The following is an 18,003-nucleotide window of genomic DNA, read 5'->3' on the forward strand; positions in this document are numbered from 1 at the left end:
GATGCACGGGCCGGTATCTGAAAACGGAGGCACAGTGTCAGGTCGGCGTGTCGCAAACGCCGACAAGCTGTTCGTATTGCGTGGTGATCCAGCCAAGTGCCTGTTCCGGGTTGCGGTCTTCGATATTGCCGGTGAACTGTGAAAACACCTTGGCAGAGCGGCTGTTATCCACCATCGCCACGTCCTGCGCGGCAAGCACGGTGTCGTAGACGAAAAAGGCAATCGCCACCAACAGCACACCGCGCACGACCCCAAAGAGGAACCCAAGACCCTGATCCAGACCACCAAGCGCAGAGCGTTGGATCAGCGATGAAAACAGCGGTGTGAACAGCGACACGACGACAAGGGCCACCGCAAAGACGGCTGCGAACCCGCCGATGATCGACAATTCGCAACTGTCGGCGATGAAATCGCCAACGAAGGGCAGCTCCTTGACCAGCGGCTGGACTTGTGGCGCGAAGATGAACGCGAGAATGGCCGCTGCGATCCATCCCAGAATGGCCATGACTTCTCGGACCAACCCACGGGAATAGGCCAAAAGCGCGGACAGAATGATAACAACGGCCACCACGCCGTCAATGATGGTGAAACCTTCCAAGAACCCTGTCCCTCTGTTTGTACCTAACCCGCGCCGAAGATCTCGCCCACAAAGGCGGCCAGATCGCTCATCCGGGTCAGGGCCATATCGCTGGTCCCACCCGACTTGCCGCCTTCCGGCACGATGGCCGAGGTGAAACCAAGTTTTTGCGCCTCTTTCAACCGGTTTTCCGTCTGACCTACCGGACGCAAGGCCCCTGATAGGCTTATTTCGCCAAAAACGACACATTCGGCGGGCAATGCCGTGTCTTCGCGCGCCGACAGTAGCGCCGCCGCCACAGCCAGGTCTGCGGCGGGTTCAGAGATTCTCATGCCGCCGGCCACGTTCAGATAGACGTCCAGCCCGGCAAATGGAATGCCGCAGCGCGCCTCCAGCACGGCGAGTATCATCGCCAGACGCCCGCCATCCCAGCCCACAACCGTGCGGCGGGGCTGCGAATGCGGCGAAGGGGCGACCAGCGCCTGAAATTCGCACAAGACCGGCCGGGTGCCCTCAATCCCCGCGAAAACGGCAGATCCGGGCGTCGGCTGACCGCGTTCGGACAGGAATAGCGCCGAGGGGTTGGACACCTCGGCCAGTCCCGCACCGGTCATCTCGAACACGCCGATTTCATCGGCCGGACCAAAGCGGTTCTTGACCGCGCGCAGGATACGAAACTGGTGGCCGCGTTCGCCTTCGAAATACAGCACCGTATCGACCATGTGTTCGACGACGCGCGGACCGGCGATCTGCCCGTCCTTGGTGACATGGCCCACCATGATAACCGATGTATTGCGCCGCTTGGCAAAGCTGGTCAGCTCATGCGCGGCGGCGCGGACCTGACTGACGCTGCCCGGCGCGCTGTCAACGTGATCGGCCCACATGGTCTGGATTGAATCGATGATCACCAGTTGCGGGGCTTCAGCCTCCAGCGTGGTCAGGATGTCGCGCAGGTTGGTCTCGGCGGCCAGTTTCACCGAGGCATCGGCAAGCCCCAGCCGTTGCGCGCGCATCCGCACCTGTGCGCTGGCTTCCTCGCCACTGGCGTAGATCACCTTGAGGCCTGCACGGGCGAATTGCGCCGCGGCCTGCAACAGCAGGGTGGATTTGCCGATCCCCGGATCGCCGCCCACGAGAATGGCGCTGGAGGGCACAAGACCGCCACCCAGAACGCGGTCCAGCTCGTTCATGCCGCAAGAGGTGCGCGGCGGCGGGGCCTCTTCGTCGGACAGATCGGTCAGCGGCACGGTGCGGCCACGGGATTTGCCAAGCGTTTTCTTGGGAGGGCCTGCGCTGATGCCTGCGTCCTCGGTGATCGTATTCCACGCGCCGCACGCCTCGCAGCGGCCCGACCACTTGGAGGTTGCGGCCCCGCAGGACGAACAGACATAGGAAAGGGATGCTTTGGCCATGCGCGATCTTGTGGAACAAACAGGCCGCACCCGCAAGCCCTGCCATCAGGGCAGGGTGGGGTCGTTACGCGGTGTGCGTCGAAAAAGTTCAGGTTCCAGACAAGGCGCGGGCGTTGATGTGATCGGCGACGCCCCCGCAAACATGATCCCGAGCGTACCTCAGCCCAATCAGCGCCGGAGATTTTTCGTCGTCAGCAACCCGATCGCCAGTGAGGCGAATATGCAAGCGGTGAACAGGTAGAGACCCCAGGCGGTTTCGACACGACCCACGCCGACGCCCTTGGCCACAACGATATAAAGCGCGATCAGAAAAACATCCGCCATCGCCAATTTGCCCAGCACGTTCAACGCGCCAAGCATGCGGCGGCGCATCATGCCGAAATGGATCAGCGCCAGACCGATGGTTTTCAGATAGGGCGCAAACAGTGCCAATGCCGTAACCAGCAAGGCCAGAAGGACGTCCGTTTCCCAAAGCGACTGAAGCCCGCTTAAAACCGAAATCTCGCTTAGTCCGAACAGTGGTAGCAGGCCTGCGCGGATCAGCGGTGCGCACCACGCGACCGGGTAGAGGATCAGCAGGGACAGGTTCAGCCAGCGCAGCACGGGGTCAGTCCTTCAAGGGGGGAGAAACCCGCACAACGGGCATATTGCGATGCCTGTCAGATGCGTGTGGCGGCCCAAAGGAGGATGAAGGCGAGGGTCAGTGCCACCACGGCAACCTCTATCCACGGCCAAGGCCGCCGGCGAGAGAAAGCGCCGATCAGCAGCAGCGCCGACGGGGCGAGCAGCAATGCCACCCCGCCCGACACCAGGGCGCGGGCGGCGGTCCCATAAAGCGCCGTGCCCGCCAGTCCCAAGGCCGGAGCGAACACAGTGATGGCGATCCCGGAAGCAAGCAGAACAGCGGTGGCGGCAGGCAATCGCACCCATCCTTGACCAAGGATAAGCCGCAGCAATGCCAGCAACAGGATCGCCTCGGGAAAGACGAATCTGCGGGCGATCAGCAGCGCCACAACGGGAAAGTCGGCTTCGAACATCTTGCTTACCTCACGGCTTCGATCGGGCCATCGGCGCGGCCGTGGATGAACTGGTCGAGATACGGATCGCCGCTGTTGTCCAGATCCGTCACCGGCCCGGTCCACTGGATGATGCCATTGTGCAGCATGGCCACCTTGTCGGCAATCGCCCGCACGGAAGTCATGTCATGGGTGATGGTCATCGCCGTGGCCCCCATCTCGACCACGATCTCGCGGATCAGCTCGTTGATGACACCGGCCATGATCGGGTCCAGCCCGGTGGTGGGTTCGTCAAAGAAAATGATGTCGGGATCGGCGCAGATCGCGCGGGCAAGGCCTACGCGCTTTTGCATCCCGCCGGACAATTCTGCGGGAAACTTGTCGGCCACGTCAGGTTTCAGCCCGACGCGGCGCAGCTTTTCGACGGCGATGGCGCGGGCCTCGTCATGCGGACGTTTGAGCGCGCCACGCAGCAGGCGAAAACCGACATTCTGCCAGACCGGAAGGCTGTCGAACAGCGCACCGCCCTGAAACAACATGCCAAAGCGCGCCAGAAACGTGTCGCGGTCGCCCGTATTCACATCGCTTCCGCCGACAGTGATCTGGCCGCTGTCGGGCTTGACCAGTCCAAGGATGCATTTCAACGCGATTGATTTGCCAGTGCCGGAGCCGCCGATGATGACCAGAGACTCGCCCTTGGCCACGCTGAGGTTGACGCCGCGCAGGACATGGTTGGTGCCAAAGCTTTTATGAATGTCGCGCAACTCTATCATGCCGAAAAGAACACCTCGGTCAGGATGTAGTTAGCGGCAAGGATCAGCACAGAGGCCGAAACCACAGCTGCCTTGGTCGCGCGTCCGACGCCTTGTGCGCCACGGCCCGAATTCATGCCGTAGTAACAGCCCATCAGCGCCACCAGAAACCCAAACGCAGCGCCTTTGAACAGGCCCGAGGCAACATCCCAGAATTCCAGAAAATCCACCGTGTTCTTGAGATAGGCGGCGGCGTTGAAATCCAGCCGCGTCACGCCGACGATATAGCCGCCGAATATGCCGATGGCGTCGCCCACAGCCACCAGAACCGGCACGGCCAGCGTTGCGGCGAGCACTCTGGGAAGCGTCAGGTATTTCATCGGGTTGGTGGACAGGGTCACCAGCGCGTCGATCTGTTCGGTCACTTTCATCGTGCCAAGCTCTGCCGCGATGGAGGACGCAACCCGTGCGGCCACCATCAACCCGCCCAGAACGGGGCCAAGCTCTCTGACCATGCCGATGGCGACGATGGAGGGCACAACCGCCTCTGCCGAAAACCGTGCACCGCCCGCGTAGATTTGCAGGGCCAGCGCGCCGCCGGTGAACAGGGCTGTCAGGCCGACCACGGGCAAAGACAGCCATCCGATCTGCACCAGTGCCTGAAGGAACTCACGGTGATAATAGGGCGGGCGGAACAGGTGGCTGACAGTCTGACCTGCGAAGATCACCACGCGCCCGATGGCGGCCAGAAGGTGCAGGACATTGCCACCCAAAACAGCAATGGGGCGGGTCAGCGTCATGGCCCGACATACCGGCGCGCATAGCGATTGCCCAAGGAGGTCAGGATCTCATAGCCAATGGTTCCGGCGGCATCCGCCAGCGTATCGACGGATTGTTGATGGCCAAGAAGCTGAAGACTGTCAGGATCTTCGGACAGGTGGCTGATGTCGACCCCGATCAGATCCATCGAGATCCGCCCGACGATCTTGCAGCGCGTCTCGTCCGCCCAAAGATATGTGCTCGGGCCCATCGCGCGGATGATCCCGTCGGCATATCCCGCCGCGATTGTCGCGATGCGCGAGGGAGCATCCGAGGTCCAGGTGTTGCCGTACCCCACGGTTTCGCCCGGCGTCAGTTCTCGGGTCTGGATCACCGGGATCGACAGATGCGCGACGGGCCGCGCGTCGGCAAAGGGCAATGCGCCATACAGACCGATACCGGGGCGGGTCAGTTCGAAATGATAATCCTTGCCCAGCAGAATGCCGCCCGTCGCAGACAGCGAGCGCGGTGCGTCGATCCCGTCGGTCATCTCGACAAAGGTTTGCAACTGCTGCGCGTTCATCGGGTGGTCAGGCTCATCCGCGCAGGCCAGATGGCTCATCACCAGAACCGGAGGCTGGTTGAGCGACACTTCACGCAGGGCGGACCATTCGGCAGGCTCCATCCCCAGACGGTTCATGCCGCTGTCCAGCTGGATACCGAAACGGGCATCGGGGAGCGTTTCGATATGGCAGGACATTTGATCGATGGAGTTGATCATCGGCACTAGGTCCGCATCACGGATCAGCGCGGTATCGCCCGCCATGTGGCCGGAAAAGACGCAGATATCGGGGCCGTTGCCAAGAATCTGTCGAAGCGCCGCGCCCTCTTCGGCCAGCGCCACGAAGAAACACCGCGCACCCGCCGCAGCCAAGGCAGGAGCGACACGTTCCGCCCCCAGGCCGTAAGCGTCGGCCTTCACCACCGCGCCGGTTTCACACCCGCTCAATGCGTTCAGCGCCTGCCAGTTTGCAACCAGTGCGCCCAGATCAATCGTCAGTTCTGCCTGTGCCATGCACGCTGTTTCGCACGAATGCCCGTCAGGTCAAGGCCAATATTGCCGCGCTCGCCTTTAGGGCAATCCCGCGGGCCGGCTGGAACCAAAGCCGGGGCGTCGGAAAGAGGGCGCAGCTTGCGAGAGTTTCCGAAGCAAGGCAATCTGAAGTGAGGCCGTTTCCAACCCATTCTTTTGCGGCACCGGCTTTTGCCAGCCCTTCGTTATTCATGTCTGGAGAGTATTTCCCAAACGTCGCTGAAGACAAATCAGCGCATATGCCGACATGCGTGTTACGGTTTCGTCAATGATGGGTCGCATCCGGCATGATCAGTCAGGAAAGATCTTGATGCGTCGTTGTCTTTGATTGAGACCGAGAGGCGGTAAACATAGAGGTTCTTTCAGATTTCAACTTATCCGGGAACAATATGAGTCACGTCTGCGTTATGCCCGAATTGACCTAAATTGTGGGGGGCACCCGTGCAAACACTTGTCCAACGACTTGGATTGAAAACTGATCCGGCCATCTTCTTCTCAGCAGCCGCGTTAACATTTGTTTTTGTAATCGCACTTGTTCTTTTCCCTGACCAGATCGGCGACGCCTTTGCAACGGGACGGGCGTGGATTGTCACCAACCTCGGATGGTTTTTCATTCTGGGGGTAAATGTCTGGCTTGGCTTTCTGATCTGGGCAGCGATGTCACGGCACGGTCACATCCGGCTTGGCCCCAAGGGATCGCGTCCGGAATATTCCAATCTAAGCTGGTTCACCATGCTGTTTGCCGGTGGCATCGGCACTGTGTTGATGTTCTGGGGCGTGGCAGAGCCGATTTCGCACTTCGCCAATCCGCCGCTTCCGGGAGTTGAACCTTACACCGAGGAGGCCGCCCGCGATGCCATCTCCATCGCCGTTTATCACCTTGGCTTGCACACATGGACGATCTTCACGCTGCCGGGGTTGGCCTTTGCCTATTTTATCAACCGTTACGAGCTGCCGGTGCGCGTGTCATCGGTATTCTATCCGCTTTTGCGCGACAGGATCTACGGCCCGGTGGGCAAGGCCATCGACGTAGCCTCCATCCTCGGGACGCTTTTCGGTGTGGCGGTGTCGCTGGGGCTTGGGTCCAGCCAGATCGCGGCCGGGCTGAACGAGTTGTTCGGGACCGGTGACGGTGCAGAAGTTCAGGTTCTGATTCTGACAGCGCTCACGCTGGTGGCGATTTCCTCCATCGTCGTTGGTCTCGACAAAGGGGTGAAGTTCCTGTCAAATCTCAATATTGGCTTGGCCGTCGGGCTGATGATATTCGTGCTGGTTTTCGGATCTACGTTATTTCTGCTGCGCGGACTGGTCGAGACATTCGGCCTGTATTTCGAAAACCTCCCGCATCTGGCATTCTGGAACGACATGCTGGCGAATGAAAACCCGGAGAATGCCAACTGGGGCTGGCAAGGATCCTGGACGGTCTTTTACTGGGCATGGACCGTCACCTGGTCGCCCTTCATCGGGATCTTCGTGGCGCGTATCTCGCGCGGGCGGACAATTCGGCAATTTGTGTTCGGCGTTCTCCTGGCACCGTCGCTCTTCACCCTGATCTGGTTCTCGATCTTCGGCTGGCAAGCGATGGAGTTTGACGGTCTGGGCCTTGCGGCCCGTGCCGCGCTGGGCGATCAGGCGGGCGAGATCAGTGCCGCCGTTGCCGAAAGCGTGCCATTGGCGATGTTTGCCTTCTTCGAACACTTCCCCTTCACGACCTTCATTCAGGGCTTTGCGGTTTTGATTGTGGCCATTTTCTTTGCCACGTCATCGGACTCTGCCTCGCTGGTGGTGGATATGCTGTGTACGGGCGACGCAGAACCCGGACCGGTCCGCCAGCGGGTGTTCTGGGGGGCTGCGGAAGGTCTGGTGGCGGCCATGCTGATCATCCTTGCAGGAGACGCTGGTCTGGCGGCACTGCAACAGGTGATCACCGTGGTCGGCCTGCCGATCTTTGTGCTGGTCTGCATGATGATCCCGTCGCTGATACGGGGGTTTGCCATGGAAGAGATCGACCATATCACCATCGGTAAACGGCCCGAGTTGGAGACATTCCACGCCGAGACGACCGACTGATTTGTCGCCAAATGCAGTCCACGATCATTTTATTTGGTCGTGAACTGTTGATGGGTGCGCCGGGCTGCCCAGTGCGGTTGCTTACGGCGTCCAGCGCAGGAAGTTTGCGATCATCCGCAAGCCGGCATCGGCGCTTTTCTCGGGATGAAACTGAAAACCCAGCTTGTTGCCCGCACCTACAATGGCAGTGACATCGCCGCCGTAATCGACATGGGCGAGCCGCTGCGCGGTGTCGTGCATCGCCATGTGATACGAATGTACGAAATACGCGTGATCGCCCGTGGCAATGCCGTCCAGCACCGGATGCGTCGTGTCGATCACCAGATCGTTCCAGCCCATATGCGGCACTTTCAGCGCGGGATCGGCGGGAGAGATATGGCTGACTTCGCCGTCGATCCAGCCTAGGCCGGGCACCTCTTCGTATTCATGCCCGGTCCGGGCCATCAGTTGCATGCCGACGCAGATGCCCAGGAAGGGACGGCCACGGGTCTCGACCGCCTCGATCATCGCCTCATACAGGCCCGAATGGCCGGTCAATGCGCGTTGGCAGGCCGGAAACGCGCCGTCACCCGGCAAGACGACTCGGTCGGCACGGGCGACGGTTTCGGCTTTGTCGGTCACGATCACGTCGCCAGAGCCGGTTTCGCGCGCCATGCGCTGAAAGGCTTTCTCGGCGGAGTGCAGATTGCCGCTTTCATAGTCGATGATGACTGTCAGCATGGGGGTGCTTTCGTGATGGTGGGGCGCAGTTACGTCTGGTGGGCGACAGTTCTAAAGGGCACCCTTGGTGGAAGGCAGCGCGTCGCCGGCACGGGGGTCCGGTTCCACGGCCATGCGCAAAGCGCGAGCGACGGCCTTGAACGCCGCTTCGGCGATGTGGTGGCTGTTGAAACCGTGCAATTGGTCGATATGCAGCGTGATGCCGCCATGCGTCGCCAGGGCCTGAAAGAACTCCCGCACCAACTCTGTGTCGAACGTGCCGATCTTTGCCGTCGGAAATTCGACGTTCCACACAAGGAAGGGGCGCGCCGAAAGATCCAGCGCCGCGCGCACCTGTGCATCGTCCATCGGCAAGTGGCATTCGCCGTAGCGGCGGATGCCACGTTTGTCGCCCACTGCTTTGGCCAGCGCCTGCCCAAGTGCTATTCCGGTATCCTCGACCGTGTGGTGATCGTCGATATGCAGGTCGCCCGTCGCACGGACGGTCACGTCAATCATCGAGTGGCGCGACAACTGGTCCAGCATATGATCGAAGAAGCCGACGCCGGTCTGGTTGTCATAGCTGCCGGTGCCGTCAAGATTGACGGAAACGCTGATTTGCGTCTCGGCGGTATTGCGGGTGATCTCGGCTTGGCGCATTGGGGGCATTCCTCAGGTCATGTGGGGCGCTTATAGGCGCGCACCCGGCCCGCGCCAAGAGGGTGCAAACCCATTGTGTCGGGCCTGTGGCTGTGCCAGCCTTGCGTGACCTCAACCTCGCCATTCAAGGAGCACGCATGACCACCTGCGTCTTTGTCCAGATCCGCTGCAAACCCGGCACGACCTACTTGGTCGCAGATGCCATTGCGCTGAAGGAAATCCACTCGGAGCTTTATTCGACCAGCGGTGAATATGACTTGCTGATGAAGCTTTATATTCCCGAAGGCGAGGATGTCGGCAAGTTCATCAACAGCCATATGCTGGATATCGCCGGGTTGGAGCGCACCATGACCACGATGACGTTCAAGGCGTTCTAAGATGCGGTCGTGGGGTGCGGTGCCTCTGTGCTGCGCGCCTGGGATCTGACCGTGAAACATAGAGGTGGCATGGCGGGCAACACAAAACCGAAGGGCACTGTTGGTATGACCGGTTCTGCCCGGATGCAGACAAGCAGGCGACTGACAAGCTGGTAGCGCCAAACGCAAGGTCCCGGGTCAAGCCCGGGACGGAAACATCTTCGGGCACGGGTTCCGTGCAATCCGCCGCGACGAATCCTGCGTTGTGACTCTCGATTTAAATGAAAATGCCGGGCGCTATCAGGCACCCGGCGGTTTGTTTTATCGGATTGTTCCGTTCTGCGGCTCAGGCCACATTCTCCAACCGGACTTCGGGTGTCACGCCAATCGCGTGGCAGACATCGCGGGTCAGTTCCGGCCGGTTCATCGTGTAGAAGTGCAGTTTATTCACACCGGCATCCAGCAGGTCGGAACACATCTCGCTGCAAATCGCGGTTGCCAGAAGATCTTCGCGACCGTCACGCTCTGCGGTCTCGAAAGCGTCGATGACCCATTGTGGAACCGGTGTGCCACAGCGGTTGGCAAAGCGCACGGCCCCTTTCCAATTCTCGATCGGCAGGATCCCCGGCACGATCTTTGAGGTGTCGATGCCAGCTGCTGCGCAATCGTCGCGGAACCGGTGAAAGCTGTCGATGTCGAAGAAGAACTGCGTCAGCGCCTCGGACGCGCCGGCCTCGAACTTGCGCTTCAGCCATGCGACATCCGCTGCCGCATCGGCTGCTTCGGGATGTTTGTCCGGATAGGCACCGACACGAATGGTGAAATCACCGGTGTCGCGCAGAGCGGCGATCAACTCGCAGCTATCGGCAAAACCGCCGGGATGCCGTTCGAACCGGTCGGCACCTTTGGGCGGGTCGCCGCGCAGGGCCACGATATCCGACACACCGGCGGAAGCGAATTCGCGGGCGATGCCAAGCGTTTCGTCGCGGGTGGCGTTGACGCAGGTCAAATGCGCCGCTACCTGCAATCCGCTGGATTTGTGCAATGTCGCCACAGCATCGCGTGTCAGGTCGCGCGTCGTGCCGCCCGCACCATAGGTCACAGAGACGAAGCGCGGTGCCAAGGGTGCCAGAACCTGTACCGTGTCCCACAGGCGAAACGACGCCTCCAGGTTCTGGGGTGGGAAAAATTCAAAAGAAATCTCTGGGCGCGTCATGGTTGTTCATCCGTATCTGGGTTGCCGTCTTGTGACACAAAGCCCAATGTGAGACAAACTCATATATCTCATCAAGAACATGAGCGGAGTGATAGGTTGCACATCGAATTCAGACACCTGAAATCAATCAGGGCGATTCATCAGGCCGGCGGTCTGGCGCGTGCGGCGGACACGCTAAACATCACGCAATCCGCGCTCAGCCATCAGATCAAGGGGCTGGAGGATCAGGCGGGGGTCGAGCTGTTCATGCGGCGGTCCAAGCCGATGAAACTCTCGGCGGCAGGGCTGCGTCTTCTGCGCCTTGCCGAACAGGTCCTGCCTCAAATCGAGTCGCTGGAGGAAGAGTTCTCGGGGTTGCGGGCGGGCCGGTCGGGCAGGCTGCACATTGCCATCGAGTGTCATGCCTGTTTCGAATGGCTGTTCCCGGTGCTCGAATCATTCCGGAAAAACTGGTCCGATGTGGACGTGGACATCCGCGCGGGCCTTGCCTTCGACGCGCTGCCTGCGCTGCAAAAGGAAGACGTTGATCTGGTGGTCTCCTCTGATCCCGAAGAGATCGCAGGCATCACCTTCGTGCCGCTTTTCGACTATAACCCCGTCTTTGTGGCTGCTTCTGTCCATCCTCTGGCCTCGAAACCGTTTATCGAGGCCGAGGATTTCAAGGGCCAGACGCTGATCACCTATCCCGTCGACCGGGTGCGGCTGGATGTGTTCAATCAATTGCTGATGCCCGCCAAGGTCGAACCGGCGAGCATTCGGCGTGTCGAGTTGACGGCCGTCATCCTGCTGTTGGTTGCCTCAAATCGCGGTGTTTCGGTCTTGCCGGATTGGGTCGTGCGCGAGGTGAAATACAACTCAGATTACGTGACCCGCCCGCTGACGAAGGACGGTATTACCCGCACGCTTTACGCGGCGATCCGGGCAGAAGATGTGGACAAGCCCTATATGGCGGATCTGATCTCGTTGGCGCGAAGCGAAGCGACCAAACTTCAGAACCAGTGACCCCGCACCCGCGAAAGCGGGTACCTCGTGGTCGGATTTTGTGTTGGCCCATCTCAACAGACACGCATCTGCACACTCTCTTGTCCTGCAAAATACATGTGCGCAGCGTCTGCCGCATCCGGTCTGCAAAGCCGATCAATCCCGTAACGCCATGCAGGCCTCAGAGGGCGCGCAAATCGCCGGCCATTTCCCGGCCGTCTCGACCTTCGCTCAATTCATATTCAACCTTCTGATTATCTGCCAGACCGGTCATTCCGGACCGTTCGACCGCGGATATGTGGACAAAGACATCCTTACCGCCATCATCGGGGGCAATGAAGCCGTAGCCCTTCGTCGTATTGAACCATTTCACGGTGCCGCTGGGCATCTCGCGTCTCCTTCTGCCTTACGTCCGGCCCCTGAACCTCACAAAGGCCACTGTCAAGTCCCGATTTTTGGCAAACCCGGTGCGGAAATCAAGCAAAACGGGGTCGCAAAGTGACGTCCGGGTGGTTATCTGGACCAGAATGATAAGGAATGTGGCATGATCCTCTACGGACTGAAAAACTGTGATACATGCAGAGCGGCGCGTAAGGCTTTGAAAGATATTGAATTTGTTGATGTGCGGGAAGATGGCATACCTGCGGATGTGCTGGATGCGGCCCTGGCGCGTTTCGGCAAGGCCTTGCTGAACACCCGGTCAACAACCTGGCGCGGCCTTGATGAGGTAGAGCGGGCGCGCCCCGAGCGCGACCTGCTGGCGGCCCACCCGACATTGATGAAGCGCCCGCTGATTGTGGACGGTGACGAGATGCATCTGGGCTGGGGCAAGGGTGACGAGATGCATCTGGGCTGGGGCAAGGATGTGCAGGCAGCACTCGCGGACTGACACAGCACAGGAGCACGAAAGATGCGGAACGCGGCGCTGACATTGGGCATCATTGCGGGTGTGTTCGGGATGATCGTGGGCTTTTTCGGCTTTGGCTATACCGAATTGGTACGCGCACATACCGAGCTTGGCGATACGTTCGGCAATTTTGCCAACCCGGATGTCATTCGTGTGGTGTCGGTTCTGTCCCCGATGCTGGCCATCGCAGGCGGTGCCATGGCGCATGCGCGGGCGCTCTGGGGTGGTGTGCTTTTGGCGATATCCGCGGCAGGCATGTATTGGGGCTACGGTTTTAACGTGTTCACCATGTTCCCCATCGCCTTTGCCGGCATTGCGGCGCTGCTCGCACTGGCCGCCGGAAAACCGGACGAGCCGCGCGCGCATTTCTAGGCGTTGGCAGGCGTCCACGGACCAAGCCGGAACAGCGCCCGGTCGACAGACAGCAGACCTGCGCCCTTGATGATCAGCAGCACAAGCAGAAAGGTCCACAATGCCCTCTGATCGAGGATAAGCGCATCAGGTGCGCGGTCGAACCATGCGCCAAGCGTGCCTTCATGGGCAATCCCGCCGTGGCCGTAAAGGTCGGTCAGGCTTTGTACCGCGATGAACCCGATCATGCCCAAAGCGGCGAGACGGGTGGCGAGGCCCAACACGATCAGCAGGGGCAGCAGAAGTTCCGCCCAGGTGCCCGCAACGACCACCAGCCAGTGAAAGACACCTAGGTTATCGGTGTTGTAATTCGCCGCTTCGAACGCTTTGGGAAAGATCTGTGCGTAGGCGCCGCTTGCGGGAAACAGGAACCCGAACAGCCCGTCGCCGAGCTTTGTTGCAGCCGACGCCCAGAAGTATGGCAGCAGGATCGCGGCGAACAGGAACCGCGCCAGCAGGGGAAGCAGGCCATCCAGCCGTTCGACCCTTTCGAAAACCTGATTGTGCAGGGTCATCAGCGTGTTCATGGCGTTTCCTCAAATGAAATTCTGGCGATGGCGCGGTGCGTAAAGAGCAGGTTGAGCATGGCGCCCACGTCAAAACCCTCGCCCGCAGCGGTCATCGCGCTGCCAAAGCTTTCGCCCCTTACCAGCGCTGTGACGAACCCCGCGCCGCCATCGGGCAGGACATGCGGCTCGGGGTCAAATTCGGCGCGCAGGATCAGTGCGTCTTCGGGCCGGGCCTGTGGTTTGGGACTGCCGGGGCGCATGTTATAGGCCCAGATCGACACGATGGGCCAAGGCGAACGCAACAGATGGGCCGATGGGGCGAGTTGCAGCCGGCACGACATCAACGCATTCTCGTCCACGCCTTGCAGCAGGGCGGGATCGGCCGGGGTGTGATCCGCGGCGTGAAAGCTGCGGCGCAACGCCAGTTCCAGCCGCGCCACATCCGGCAGGTAGCCCAGATGCGCAAGTGGCTCGACGGTTTCGAGAAACGCCGGAAATCCCGCGCCATAATGCATCATCAATGGCGATGTGGGCGGTGAGGCGCGCAGGTAACGCGCGGCAATCGCGCGGAAATTTTCGGGCCCGATCAGCTTGGAAATGGTCGGGAAGCCGGTCTCCAGCGCCTCGGTCAGACTGACGGCCACGTTGTTGCGATAGACGTTGTAGCGCGCGCCTGCCGGACGCCCCAGCCCGTCGGTCAGGCCGTCAGGAATGGCGAGGTCTGCGTCCAGAAGCGTCGCGCGAAAACTGTGTTGCCCGGTCATGCGGGCACTCGAGTCAAGGCATCCTTTGCGCGGAGAGTCTCTGCCCGCAGCGTTGCCCAGTCGGGCACATCGGTGTCCCATTCGATCAGCAGCGGGCGTGGGCCCGTGCGGGCCAAAGTCTCGTCCAGAAGGGTCCAGACAGGATCAACGACTGCGCGTCCGTGACTGTCGATCAGCAAAGGCGCGCCGTGATCATCTTCGTCCTCATCATGGCCGCCGAGATGTATTTCCTTCACTCTGTCCAGCGGATAGGCGTCGATATACTCGATCGGGGAATAGCCCAGATTGGTGGCCGAAACGAAGACGTTGTTCACATCCAGCAACAGGCCACAACCGGTGCGGCGGGCAAGCTCGCGCAGAAAGTCGGTCTCGCTCATCGTGCTTTGCGTGAAGGCAAGGTAGCTGGAGGGGTTTTCCAGCAGCATTTGACGCCCCAAGGCTTCCTGCACCTGATCAATGTGATCGGCGACGCGGGTCAAGGTCGTATCGGTATAGGGCAGGGGCAGCAAATCATTCAGGAATTGGCTGTCATGGGTGGACCACGCCAGATGCTCGGAAAAGCTGGCAGGGTTCAGCCAGCTGACAAGATGTTTCAGCCGAGCAAGGTGGTCCGGATCAAGCGGGTCTTCACCGCCGATCGACAGGCCGACCCCATGCACGGAAATCGGAAAACGTTCGGACAGATGCCGCAACTGGGCCAGCGGCCGACCGCCATCGCCCATATAGTTTTCGGCGTGGATTTCCAGCCAGCCGACCGGCGCGGCATCCCTTAGAATATCGTTGAAATGTTGGAATTTATAGCCGACGCCCGGCATAGCGGGCAGGCCGTCATGGTCGGTATCGAACATGAGTGGCTCCTTCGGGCGGATCATTCCTTTCCGTCAGCCGGACGGGAAAGCAGCGTTTTGATTGCAAGCCGGGGATCGCGCAAGCTTGGGTGCGGCGCGATCCCCGACTGCTGGTGGTTTATTAGCTTGGCAGATCGCGGTCCAAAGCTTCGAGCGAGCCCATGCGCGCGGACCCGTCGGCCATTGCAGGCAGTTCCATTTCTTCGCATGTGCCGGCATCGACCAGCGTCCATGCGTTGCCCTGATAGTCGACCTTGGAAGTGCCGGCGCATGTGGTGCCCGGACCCGCGGCACAGTCATTTTCACCGGCCAGCGACACGCCGAAGCATTTCACCTGATCCTGCGCGGACGCAGTTGTGGCATGCGCGGCAAATGTTGCGGCAACGGCGCCGACGATGGCTGCGGTCTTCATGGATGTTGACATGGATGTACCTCCTGGGTTGATGAAATTCATAATCGCCGAGATGCGATAAAGAAAAGGTACCCGCCAGGCGGGCACTCTGGCTACTCACAGCGCTGTGCATCACGCGCGCGTCAGGATTTGCGAGACCTCTGTCATGCTGCGCGTGCGGCAAAGCGTTGGGATCATTGAATTCTTGAAAATTCGCTTTATAAAGCCGGCGCGTGAGTTCCAAGCTGACGTGATCGAATGTTACAGATTGCGGCCTCGCCAAGGATCAGATCTTTCGTTGATCCGGCATTTGTAACATTTTTATGCGCCTGGTTCAGCCACAAACGCCGGGTTTGATCGGTTGCGCGTAGGGTAGTGCGGGTGTTCCAAATAACACGACCTGCACGGTCTGATGCCGGCGCATGGCTGTTGCGCGCGATCCTGTTTGACGGGCGCAACACGAAATCTTGACGCGTCAGGGTCCGTAAAACACCGGGCGCGCCAAGATTCAATTCGCTTCGCTGTTGCCGTTCAGGCGCAGGTGGAAACGGCTATTTCCGAAGATCCGGCGGCGTCGCTTCGGCCTTCAGGTCAGACACGACCGTTTCCAACGTCTCGACCGAGGTCTGTTTCTCGCCAAGCCGCCGGATTGTCACGGTGCGTTCTTCAACCTCGCGGTGTCCGATTGCCAGAATGACAGGCACCTTGCCGACAGAGTGTTCGCGGACCTTGTAGTTGATCTTCTCGTTGCGAATATCCGCCTCGGCGCGAACGCCCTGCGCCTGCAATTGCGCCACGACCTCGTGAACGTAATCGTCCGCCTCGGACACGATGGAGGCGACGACAACCTGACGCGGGGCCAGCCAGAAGGGCAGCTTGCCTGCGTGTTCCTCGATCAGGATGCCGATGAACCGCTCAAAGCTGCCCAATGTCGCGCGGTGCAGCATGAAGGGGCGGTGCTTGTCGCCGTCCTGCCCGATATAGCTGGCATCAAGACGCTCCGGCAGGTTCGGATCCACCTGAAAAGTGCCGCATTGCCAGACCCGGCCGATCGCATCGGTCAGGTAGAAATCAAGCTTGGGACCGTAGAAGGCACCGTCGCCCGGCTCCAGCGTATAGTCGCGGCCCACCGCCTTGATGGCGTTTTCAAGGGCGTTCTCGACATAGTCCCACGACTCTTCGGACCCGACGCGCTTTTCGGGCCGGGTGGCAAAGCGGATTTCGAACTCCGGAAAGCCAAGCTCTCGGTAGATATCGGCGAGAAAGTCGATGAAGCGCGCGCATTCTTCCTGAATCTGATCCGCTGTGCAGAAGATATGCGCGTCGTCCTGGGTGAACCCGCGCACCCGCATGATTCCGTGCAAGGCACCCGAGGGCTCGAACCGGGCGCAGGACCCGAACTCGGCCAGCCGCAGCGGCAGGTCGCGATAGCTTTTCAGGCCCTGATTGAAGATCTGCACATGGCAGGGGCAGTTCATCGGCTTGAGCGCGTTGATCCGGGTCTGGCCTTTGTTCTTGACCGCCGCATCGTCATTCTCGCCGTCGCGGCTTTCGTCAACTTCGACAAGGAACATGTGGTGCTGGTATTTGTCCCAGTGGCCCGAAGCCTCCCACAGTTTGCGGTCGACCACCTGAGGCGTATTGATCTCGCGGTAGCCACCGGCACGCTGTTTGCGGCGCATGTAATCCTGAAGCCCGGTATAGATCTGCCAGCCATTCGGATGCCAGAAAACCTGCCCCGGCGCTTCCTCCTGCATATGAAACAGGTCCATCTCGCGGCCCAGCTTGCGGTGATCGCGCTTGGCGGCCTCTTCCAGCATATGCAGGTATTTGCGCAGATCTTCCTTGTTCTGGAAGGCGACACCGTAGATCCGTTGCAGCATGGCGCGGTCGCTGTCGCCGCGCCAATAGGCACCGGCCACGCTCATCAGCTTGAACGCGTCCGCCGGAACCTGTCCGGTGTTTTGCAGATGCGGCCCGCGACACAGATCCTGCCAAGACCCGTGCCAATACATGCGCAGCGGCTCGTCGCCGGGAATGGCGTCGATCAGTTCGACCTTGTAGGGTTCGTTATTGGCCTCGTAATGCTTGATCGCGCGGTCGCGTTCCCAGACCTCGGTGGTCACGGGGTCGCGCTTGTTGATGATTTCGCGCATCTTCTTTTCGATCTCGCCCAGATCTTCGGGTGTGAACGGCTCTGTGCGGTCAAAATCGTAATACCAGCCGTTTTCGATCACCGGACCGATGGTGACTTTGACATCCGGCCACAGCTCTTGCACGGCGCGCGCCATGATATGCGCCAGATCGTGGCGCACCAGTTCCAGCGCCTGAGGCGCGTCGGCCATGGTGTGAATGGCGATGGCCGCGTCCTGCTCGATGGGCCATTGCAGGTCCCAATGCGCGCCGTCGATGCTGGCGGAAATGGCTTTCTTGCCCAGCGACTTTGAAATCGCGGCGGCCACCTCTGCGGCGGTTACACCGCTGTCGAAGTCACGCGCATTGCCATCGGGAAAGGTCAGGGAAATCTGGCTCATTGGCCGGCTCCTCGTCAGTTTGGCGCCCACGGAACGCCCGGTTGCGGG

21 protein-coding genes are annotated in these 18,003 nt (G+C 60.4%); 5 read left to right on the forward strand and 16 right to left on the reverse strand.

What is annotated here, in order from left to right:
• Positions 1 to 37: 37 nt before the first annotated feature.
• From ACN0WV_RS00650 to alr, 7 genes are all read right to left on the reverse strand, one after another.
• Positions 38 to 598, reverse strand: coding sequence for a CvpA family protein (locus tag ACN0WV_RS00650; RefSeq protein WP_417602980.1), 561 nt, complete (start codon positions 596 to 598; stop codon positions 38 to 40).
• Between the two features lie 23 nt (positions 599 to 621).
• Positions 622 to 1,989, reverse strand: a complete 1,368-nt coding sequence (gene radA / locus ACN0WV_RS00655) for a DNA repair protein RadA (protein ID WP_084352541.1) — start codon at positions 1,987 to 1,989, stop codon at positions 622 to 624.
• Positions 1,990 to 2,157: 168 nt separating this feature from the next.
• Positions 2,158 to 2,592 carry a paraquat-inducible protein A gene (locus ACN0WV_RS00660; protein WP_417602983.1) on the reverse strand — a complete coding sequence of 145 codons (435 nt, stop codon included), beginning with the start codon at positions 2,590 to 2,592 and terminating at the stop codon, positions 2,158 to 2,160.
• A 56-nt stretch (positions 2,593 to 2,648) separates the two neighbouring features.
• Positions 2,649 to 3,026: a hypothetical protein gene (locus ACN0WV_RS00665; RefSeq protein ID WP_417602985.1), complete on the reverse strand. Its 378-nt coding sequence runs from the start codon at positions 3,024 to 3,026 to the stop codon at positions 2,649 to 2,651.
• Between the two features lie 5 nt (positions 3,027 to 3,031).
• Complete coding sequence (locus tag ACN0WV_RS00670) at positions 3,032 to 3,778, reverse strand: ABC transporter ATP-binding protein (protein WP_417602987.1); 747 nt, start codon at positions 3,776 to 3,778, stop codon at positions 3,032 to 3,034.
• The gene (locus ACN0WV_RS00675) at positions 3,775 to 4,557 is read right to left on the reverse strand and encodes an MlaE family ABC transporter permease (RefSeq protein ID WP_417602989.1); all 783 of its coding nucleotides are present in this window, start codon (positions 4,555 to 4,557) and stop codon (positions 3,775 to 3,777) included. Before ACN0WV_RS00675 ends, ACN0WV_RS00670 begins: the two co-directional genes overlap by 4 nt.
• Entirely contained in the window at positions 4,554 to 5,591 is a 1,038-nt protein-coding gene (gene alr / locus ACN0WV_RS00680) for an alanine racemase (protein WP_417602991.1), read from the reverse strand. Before alr ends, ACN0WV_RS00675 begins: the two co-directional genes overlap by 4 nt.
• Positions 5,592 to 6,050: 459 nt before the next feature.
• Here alr and ACN0WV_RS00685 point away from each other — a divergent pair, with 459 nt between their 5' ends.
• Positions 6,051 to 7,679: a BCCT family transporter gene (locus ACN0WV_RS00685; RefSeq protein WP_084352529.1), complete on the forward strand. Its 1,629-nt coding sequence runs from the start codon at positions 6,051 to 6,053 to the stop codon at positions 7,677 to 7,679.
• A gap of 81 nt (positions 7,680 to 7,760) precedes the next feature.
• Here ACN0WV_RS00685 and hisH read toward each other — a convergent pair whose 3' ends face one another.
• Positions 7,761 to 8,399, reverse strand: a complete 639-nt coding sequence (gene hisH, locus ACN0WV_RS00690) for an imidazole glycerol phosphate synthase subunit HisH (protein WP_417602993.1) — start codon at positions 8,397 to 8,399, stop codon at positions 7,761 to 7,763.
• 51 nt (positions 8,400 to 8,450) lie between these two features.
• Complete coding sequence (hisB, locus tag ACN0WV_RS00695; protein ID WP_417602995.1) at positions 8,451 to 9,038, reverse strand: imidazoleglycerol-phosphate dehydratase HisB; 588 nt, start codon at positions 9,036 to 9,038, stop codon at positions 8,451 to 8,453.
• A 137-nt stretch (positions 9,039 to 9,175) separates the two neighbouring features.
• Between hisB and ACN0WV_RS00700 the strand changes: the two genes are divergently transcribed.
• Positions 9,176 to 9,415, forward strand: a complete 240-nt coding sequence (locus ACN0WV_RS00700; protein ID WP_417602997.1) for an Lrp/AsnC ligand binding domain-containing protein — start codon at positions 9,176 to 9,178, stop codon at positions 9,413 to 9,415.
• A 325-nt stretch (positions 9,416 to 9,740) separates the two neighbouring features.
• On the opposite strand, the gene metF is transcribed toward ACN0WV_RS00700, so the two are convergent.
• Positions 9,741 to 10,610: a methylenetetrahydrofolate reductase [NAD(P)H] gene (gene metF / locus ACN0WV_RS00705; RefSeq protein ID WP_417602999.1), complete on the reverse strand. Its 870-nt coding sequence runs from the start codon at positions 10,608 to 10,610 to the stop codon at positions 9,741 to 9,743.
• Positions 10,611 to 10,706: 96 nt separating this feature from the next.
• Here metF and ACN0WV_RS00710 point away from each other — a divergent pair, with 96 nt between their 5' ends.
• Complete coding sequence (locus tag ACN0WV_RS00710; protein ID WP_417603001.1) at positions 10,707 to 11,612, forward strand: LysR family transcriptional regulator; 906 nt, start codon at positions 10,707 to 10,709, stop codon at positions 11,610 to 11,612.
• Between the two features lie 160 nt (positions 11,613 to 11,772).
• Here the strand turns inward: ACN0WV_RS00710 and ACN0WV_RS00715 are convergent, their stop codons facing one another.
• Positions 11,773 to 11,979 (reverse strand): cold-shock protein, encoded by a 207-nt coding sequence (locus ACN0WV_RS00715; protein ID WP_084352516.1) that lies wholly within the window; start codon positions 11,977 to 11,979, stop codon positions 11,773 to 11,775.
• 156 nt (positions 11,980 to 12,135) lie between these two features.
• Here ACN0WV_RS00715 and ACN0WV_RS00720 point away from each other — a divergent pair, with 156 nt between their 5' ends.
• Positions 12,136 to 12,480: an ArsC/Spx/MgsR family protein gene (locus tag ACN0WV_RS00720; RefSeq protein ID WP_417603003.1), complete on the forward strand. Its 345-nt coding sequence runs from the start codon at positions 12,136 to 12,138 to the stop codon at positions 12,478 to 12,480.
• A gap of 21 nt (positions 12,481 to 12,501) precedes the next feature.
• Entirely contained in the window at positions 12,502 to 12,870 is a 369-nt protein-coding gene (locus tag ACN0WV_RS00725) for a hypothetical protein (protein WP_417603005.1), read from the forward strand.
• On the opposite strand, the gene ACN0WV_RS00730 is transcribed toward ACN0WV_RS00725, so the two are convergent.
• The 5 genes from ACN0WV_RS00730 to thrS all read right to left on the reverse strand — a co-directional run bounded on the left by ACN0WV_RS00730 (position 12,867) and on the right by thrS (position 17,955).
• Entirely contained in the window at positions 12,867 to 13,436 is a 570-nt protein-coding gene (locus tag ACN0WV_RS00730; protein WP_417603007.1) for a DoxX family membrane protein, read from the reverse strand. The two genes, ACN0WV_RS00725 and ACN0WV_RS00730, sit on opposite strands and share 4 nt — an antisense overlap.
• A complete protein-coding gene (locus tag ACN0WV_RS00735; protein ID WP_417603009.1) occupies positions 13,433 to 14,182 on the reverse strand; it encodes an HvfC/BufC family peptide modification chaperone in 750 nt (249 codons plus the stop codon). Before ACN0WV_RS00735 ends, ACN0WV_RS00730 begins: the two co-directional genes overlap by 4 nt.
• Entirely contained in the window at positions 14,179 to 15,030 is an 852-nt protein-coding gene (gene bufB, locus ACN0WV_RS00740) for an MNIO family bufferin maturase (protein WP_417603011.1), read from the reverse strand. Before bufB ends, ACN0WV_RS00735 begins: the two co-directional genes overlap by 4 nt.
• A 121-nt stretch (positions 15,031 to 15,151) precedes the next feature.
• The gene (locus tag ACN0WV_RS00745; protein WP_084352506.1) at positions 15,152 to 15,454 is read right to left on the reverse strand and encodes a BufA1 family periplasmic bufferin-type metallophore; all 303 of its coding nucleotides are present in this window, start codon (positions 15,452 to 15,454) and stop codon (positions 15,152 to 15,154) included.
• Positions 15,455 to 15,972: 518 nt separating this feature from the next.
• Positions 15,973 to 17,955 carry a threonine--tRNA ligase gene (gene thrS, locus ACN0WV_RS00750; protein WP_417603012.1) on the reverse strand — a complete coding sequence of 661 codons (1,983 nt, stop codon included), beginning with the start codon at positions 17,953 to 17,955 and terminating at the stop codon, positions 15,973 to 15,975.
• Positions 17,956 to 18,003: the final 48 nt, after the last annotated feature.

The sequence above is a fragment of the Primorskyibacter flagellatus genome (genome assembly GCF_048268605.1).
Classification (GTDB): Bacteria; Pseudomonadota; Alphaproteobacteria; order Rhodobacterales; family Rhodobacteraceae; genus Primorskyibacter; species Primorskyibacter flagellatus.

Bases quoted from the DNA above. Each gene is read 5' to 3' on its own strand.
- radA (WP_084352541.1), bottom strand. From the start codon at position 1,989: ATGGCCAAAGCATCCCTTTCCTATGTCTGTTCGTCCTGCGGGGCCGCA.
- ACN0WV_RS00665 (WP_417602985.1), bottom strand. From the start codon at position 3,026: ATGTTCGAAGCCGACTTTCCCGTTGTGGCGCTGCTGATCGCCCGCAGA.
- ACN0WV_RS00670 (WP_417602987.1), bottom strand. From the start codon at position 3,778: ATGATAGAGTTGCGCGACATTCATAAAAGCTTTGGCACCAACCATGTC.
- ACN0WV_RS00675 (WP_417602989.1), bottom strand. From the start codon at position 4,557: ATGACGCTGACCCGCCCCATTGCTGTTTTGGGTGGCAATGTCCTGCAC.
- alr (WP_417602991.1), bottom strand. From the start codon at position 5,591: ATGGCACAGGCAGAACTGACGATTGATCTGGGCGCACTGGTTGCAAAC.
- hisH (WP_417602993.1), bottom strand. From the start codon at position 8,399: ATGCTGACAGTCATCATCGACTATGAAAGCGGCAATCTGCACTCCGCC.
- hisB (WP_417602995.1), bottom strand. From the start codon at position 9,038: ATGCGCCAAGCCGAGATCACCCGCAATACCGCCGAGACGCAAATCAGC.
- ACN0WV_RS00700 (WP_417602997.1), top strand. From the start codon at position 9,176: ATGACCACCTGCGTCTTTGTCCAGATCCGCTGCAAACCCGGCACGACC.
- metF (WP_417602999.1), bottom strand. From the start codon at position 10,610: ATGACGCGCCCAGAGATTTCTTTTGAATTTTTCCCACCCCAGAACCTG.
- ACN0WV_RS00715 (WP_084352516.1), bottom strand. From the start codon at position 11,979: ATGCCCAGCGGCACCGTGAAATGGTTCAATACGACGAAGGGCTACGGC.
- ACN0WV_RS00720 (WP_417603003.1), top strand. From the start codon at position 12,136: ATGATCCTCTACGGACTGAAAAACTGTGATACATGCAGAGCGGCGCGT.
- ACN0WV_RS00725 (WP_417603005.1), top strand. From the start codon at position 12,502: ATGCGGAACGCGGCGCTGACATTGGGCATCATTGCGGGTGTGTTCGGG.
- ACN0WV_RS00730 (WP_417603007.1), bottom strand. From the start codon at position 13,436: ATGAACACGCTGATGACCCTGCACAATCAGGTTTTCGAAAGGGTCGAA.
- ACN0WV_RS00735 (WP_417603009.1), bottom strand. From the start codon at position 14,182: ATGACCGGGCAACACAGTTTTCGCGCGACGCTTCTGGACGCAGACCTC.
- bufB (WP_417603011.1), bottom strand. From the start codon at position 15,030: ATGTTCGATACCGACCATGACGGCCTGCCCGCTATGCCGGGCGTCGGC.
- ACN0WV_RS00745 (WP_084352506.1), bottom strand. From the start codon at position 15,454: ATGTCAACATCCATGAAGACCGCAGCCATCGTCGGCGCCGTTGCCGCA.
- thrS (WP_417603012.1), bottom strand. From the start codon at position 17,955: ATGAGCCAGATTTCCCTGACCTTTCCCGATGGCAATGCGCGTGACTTC.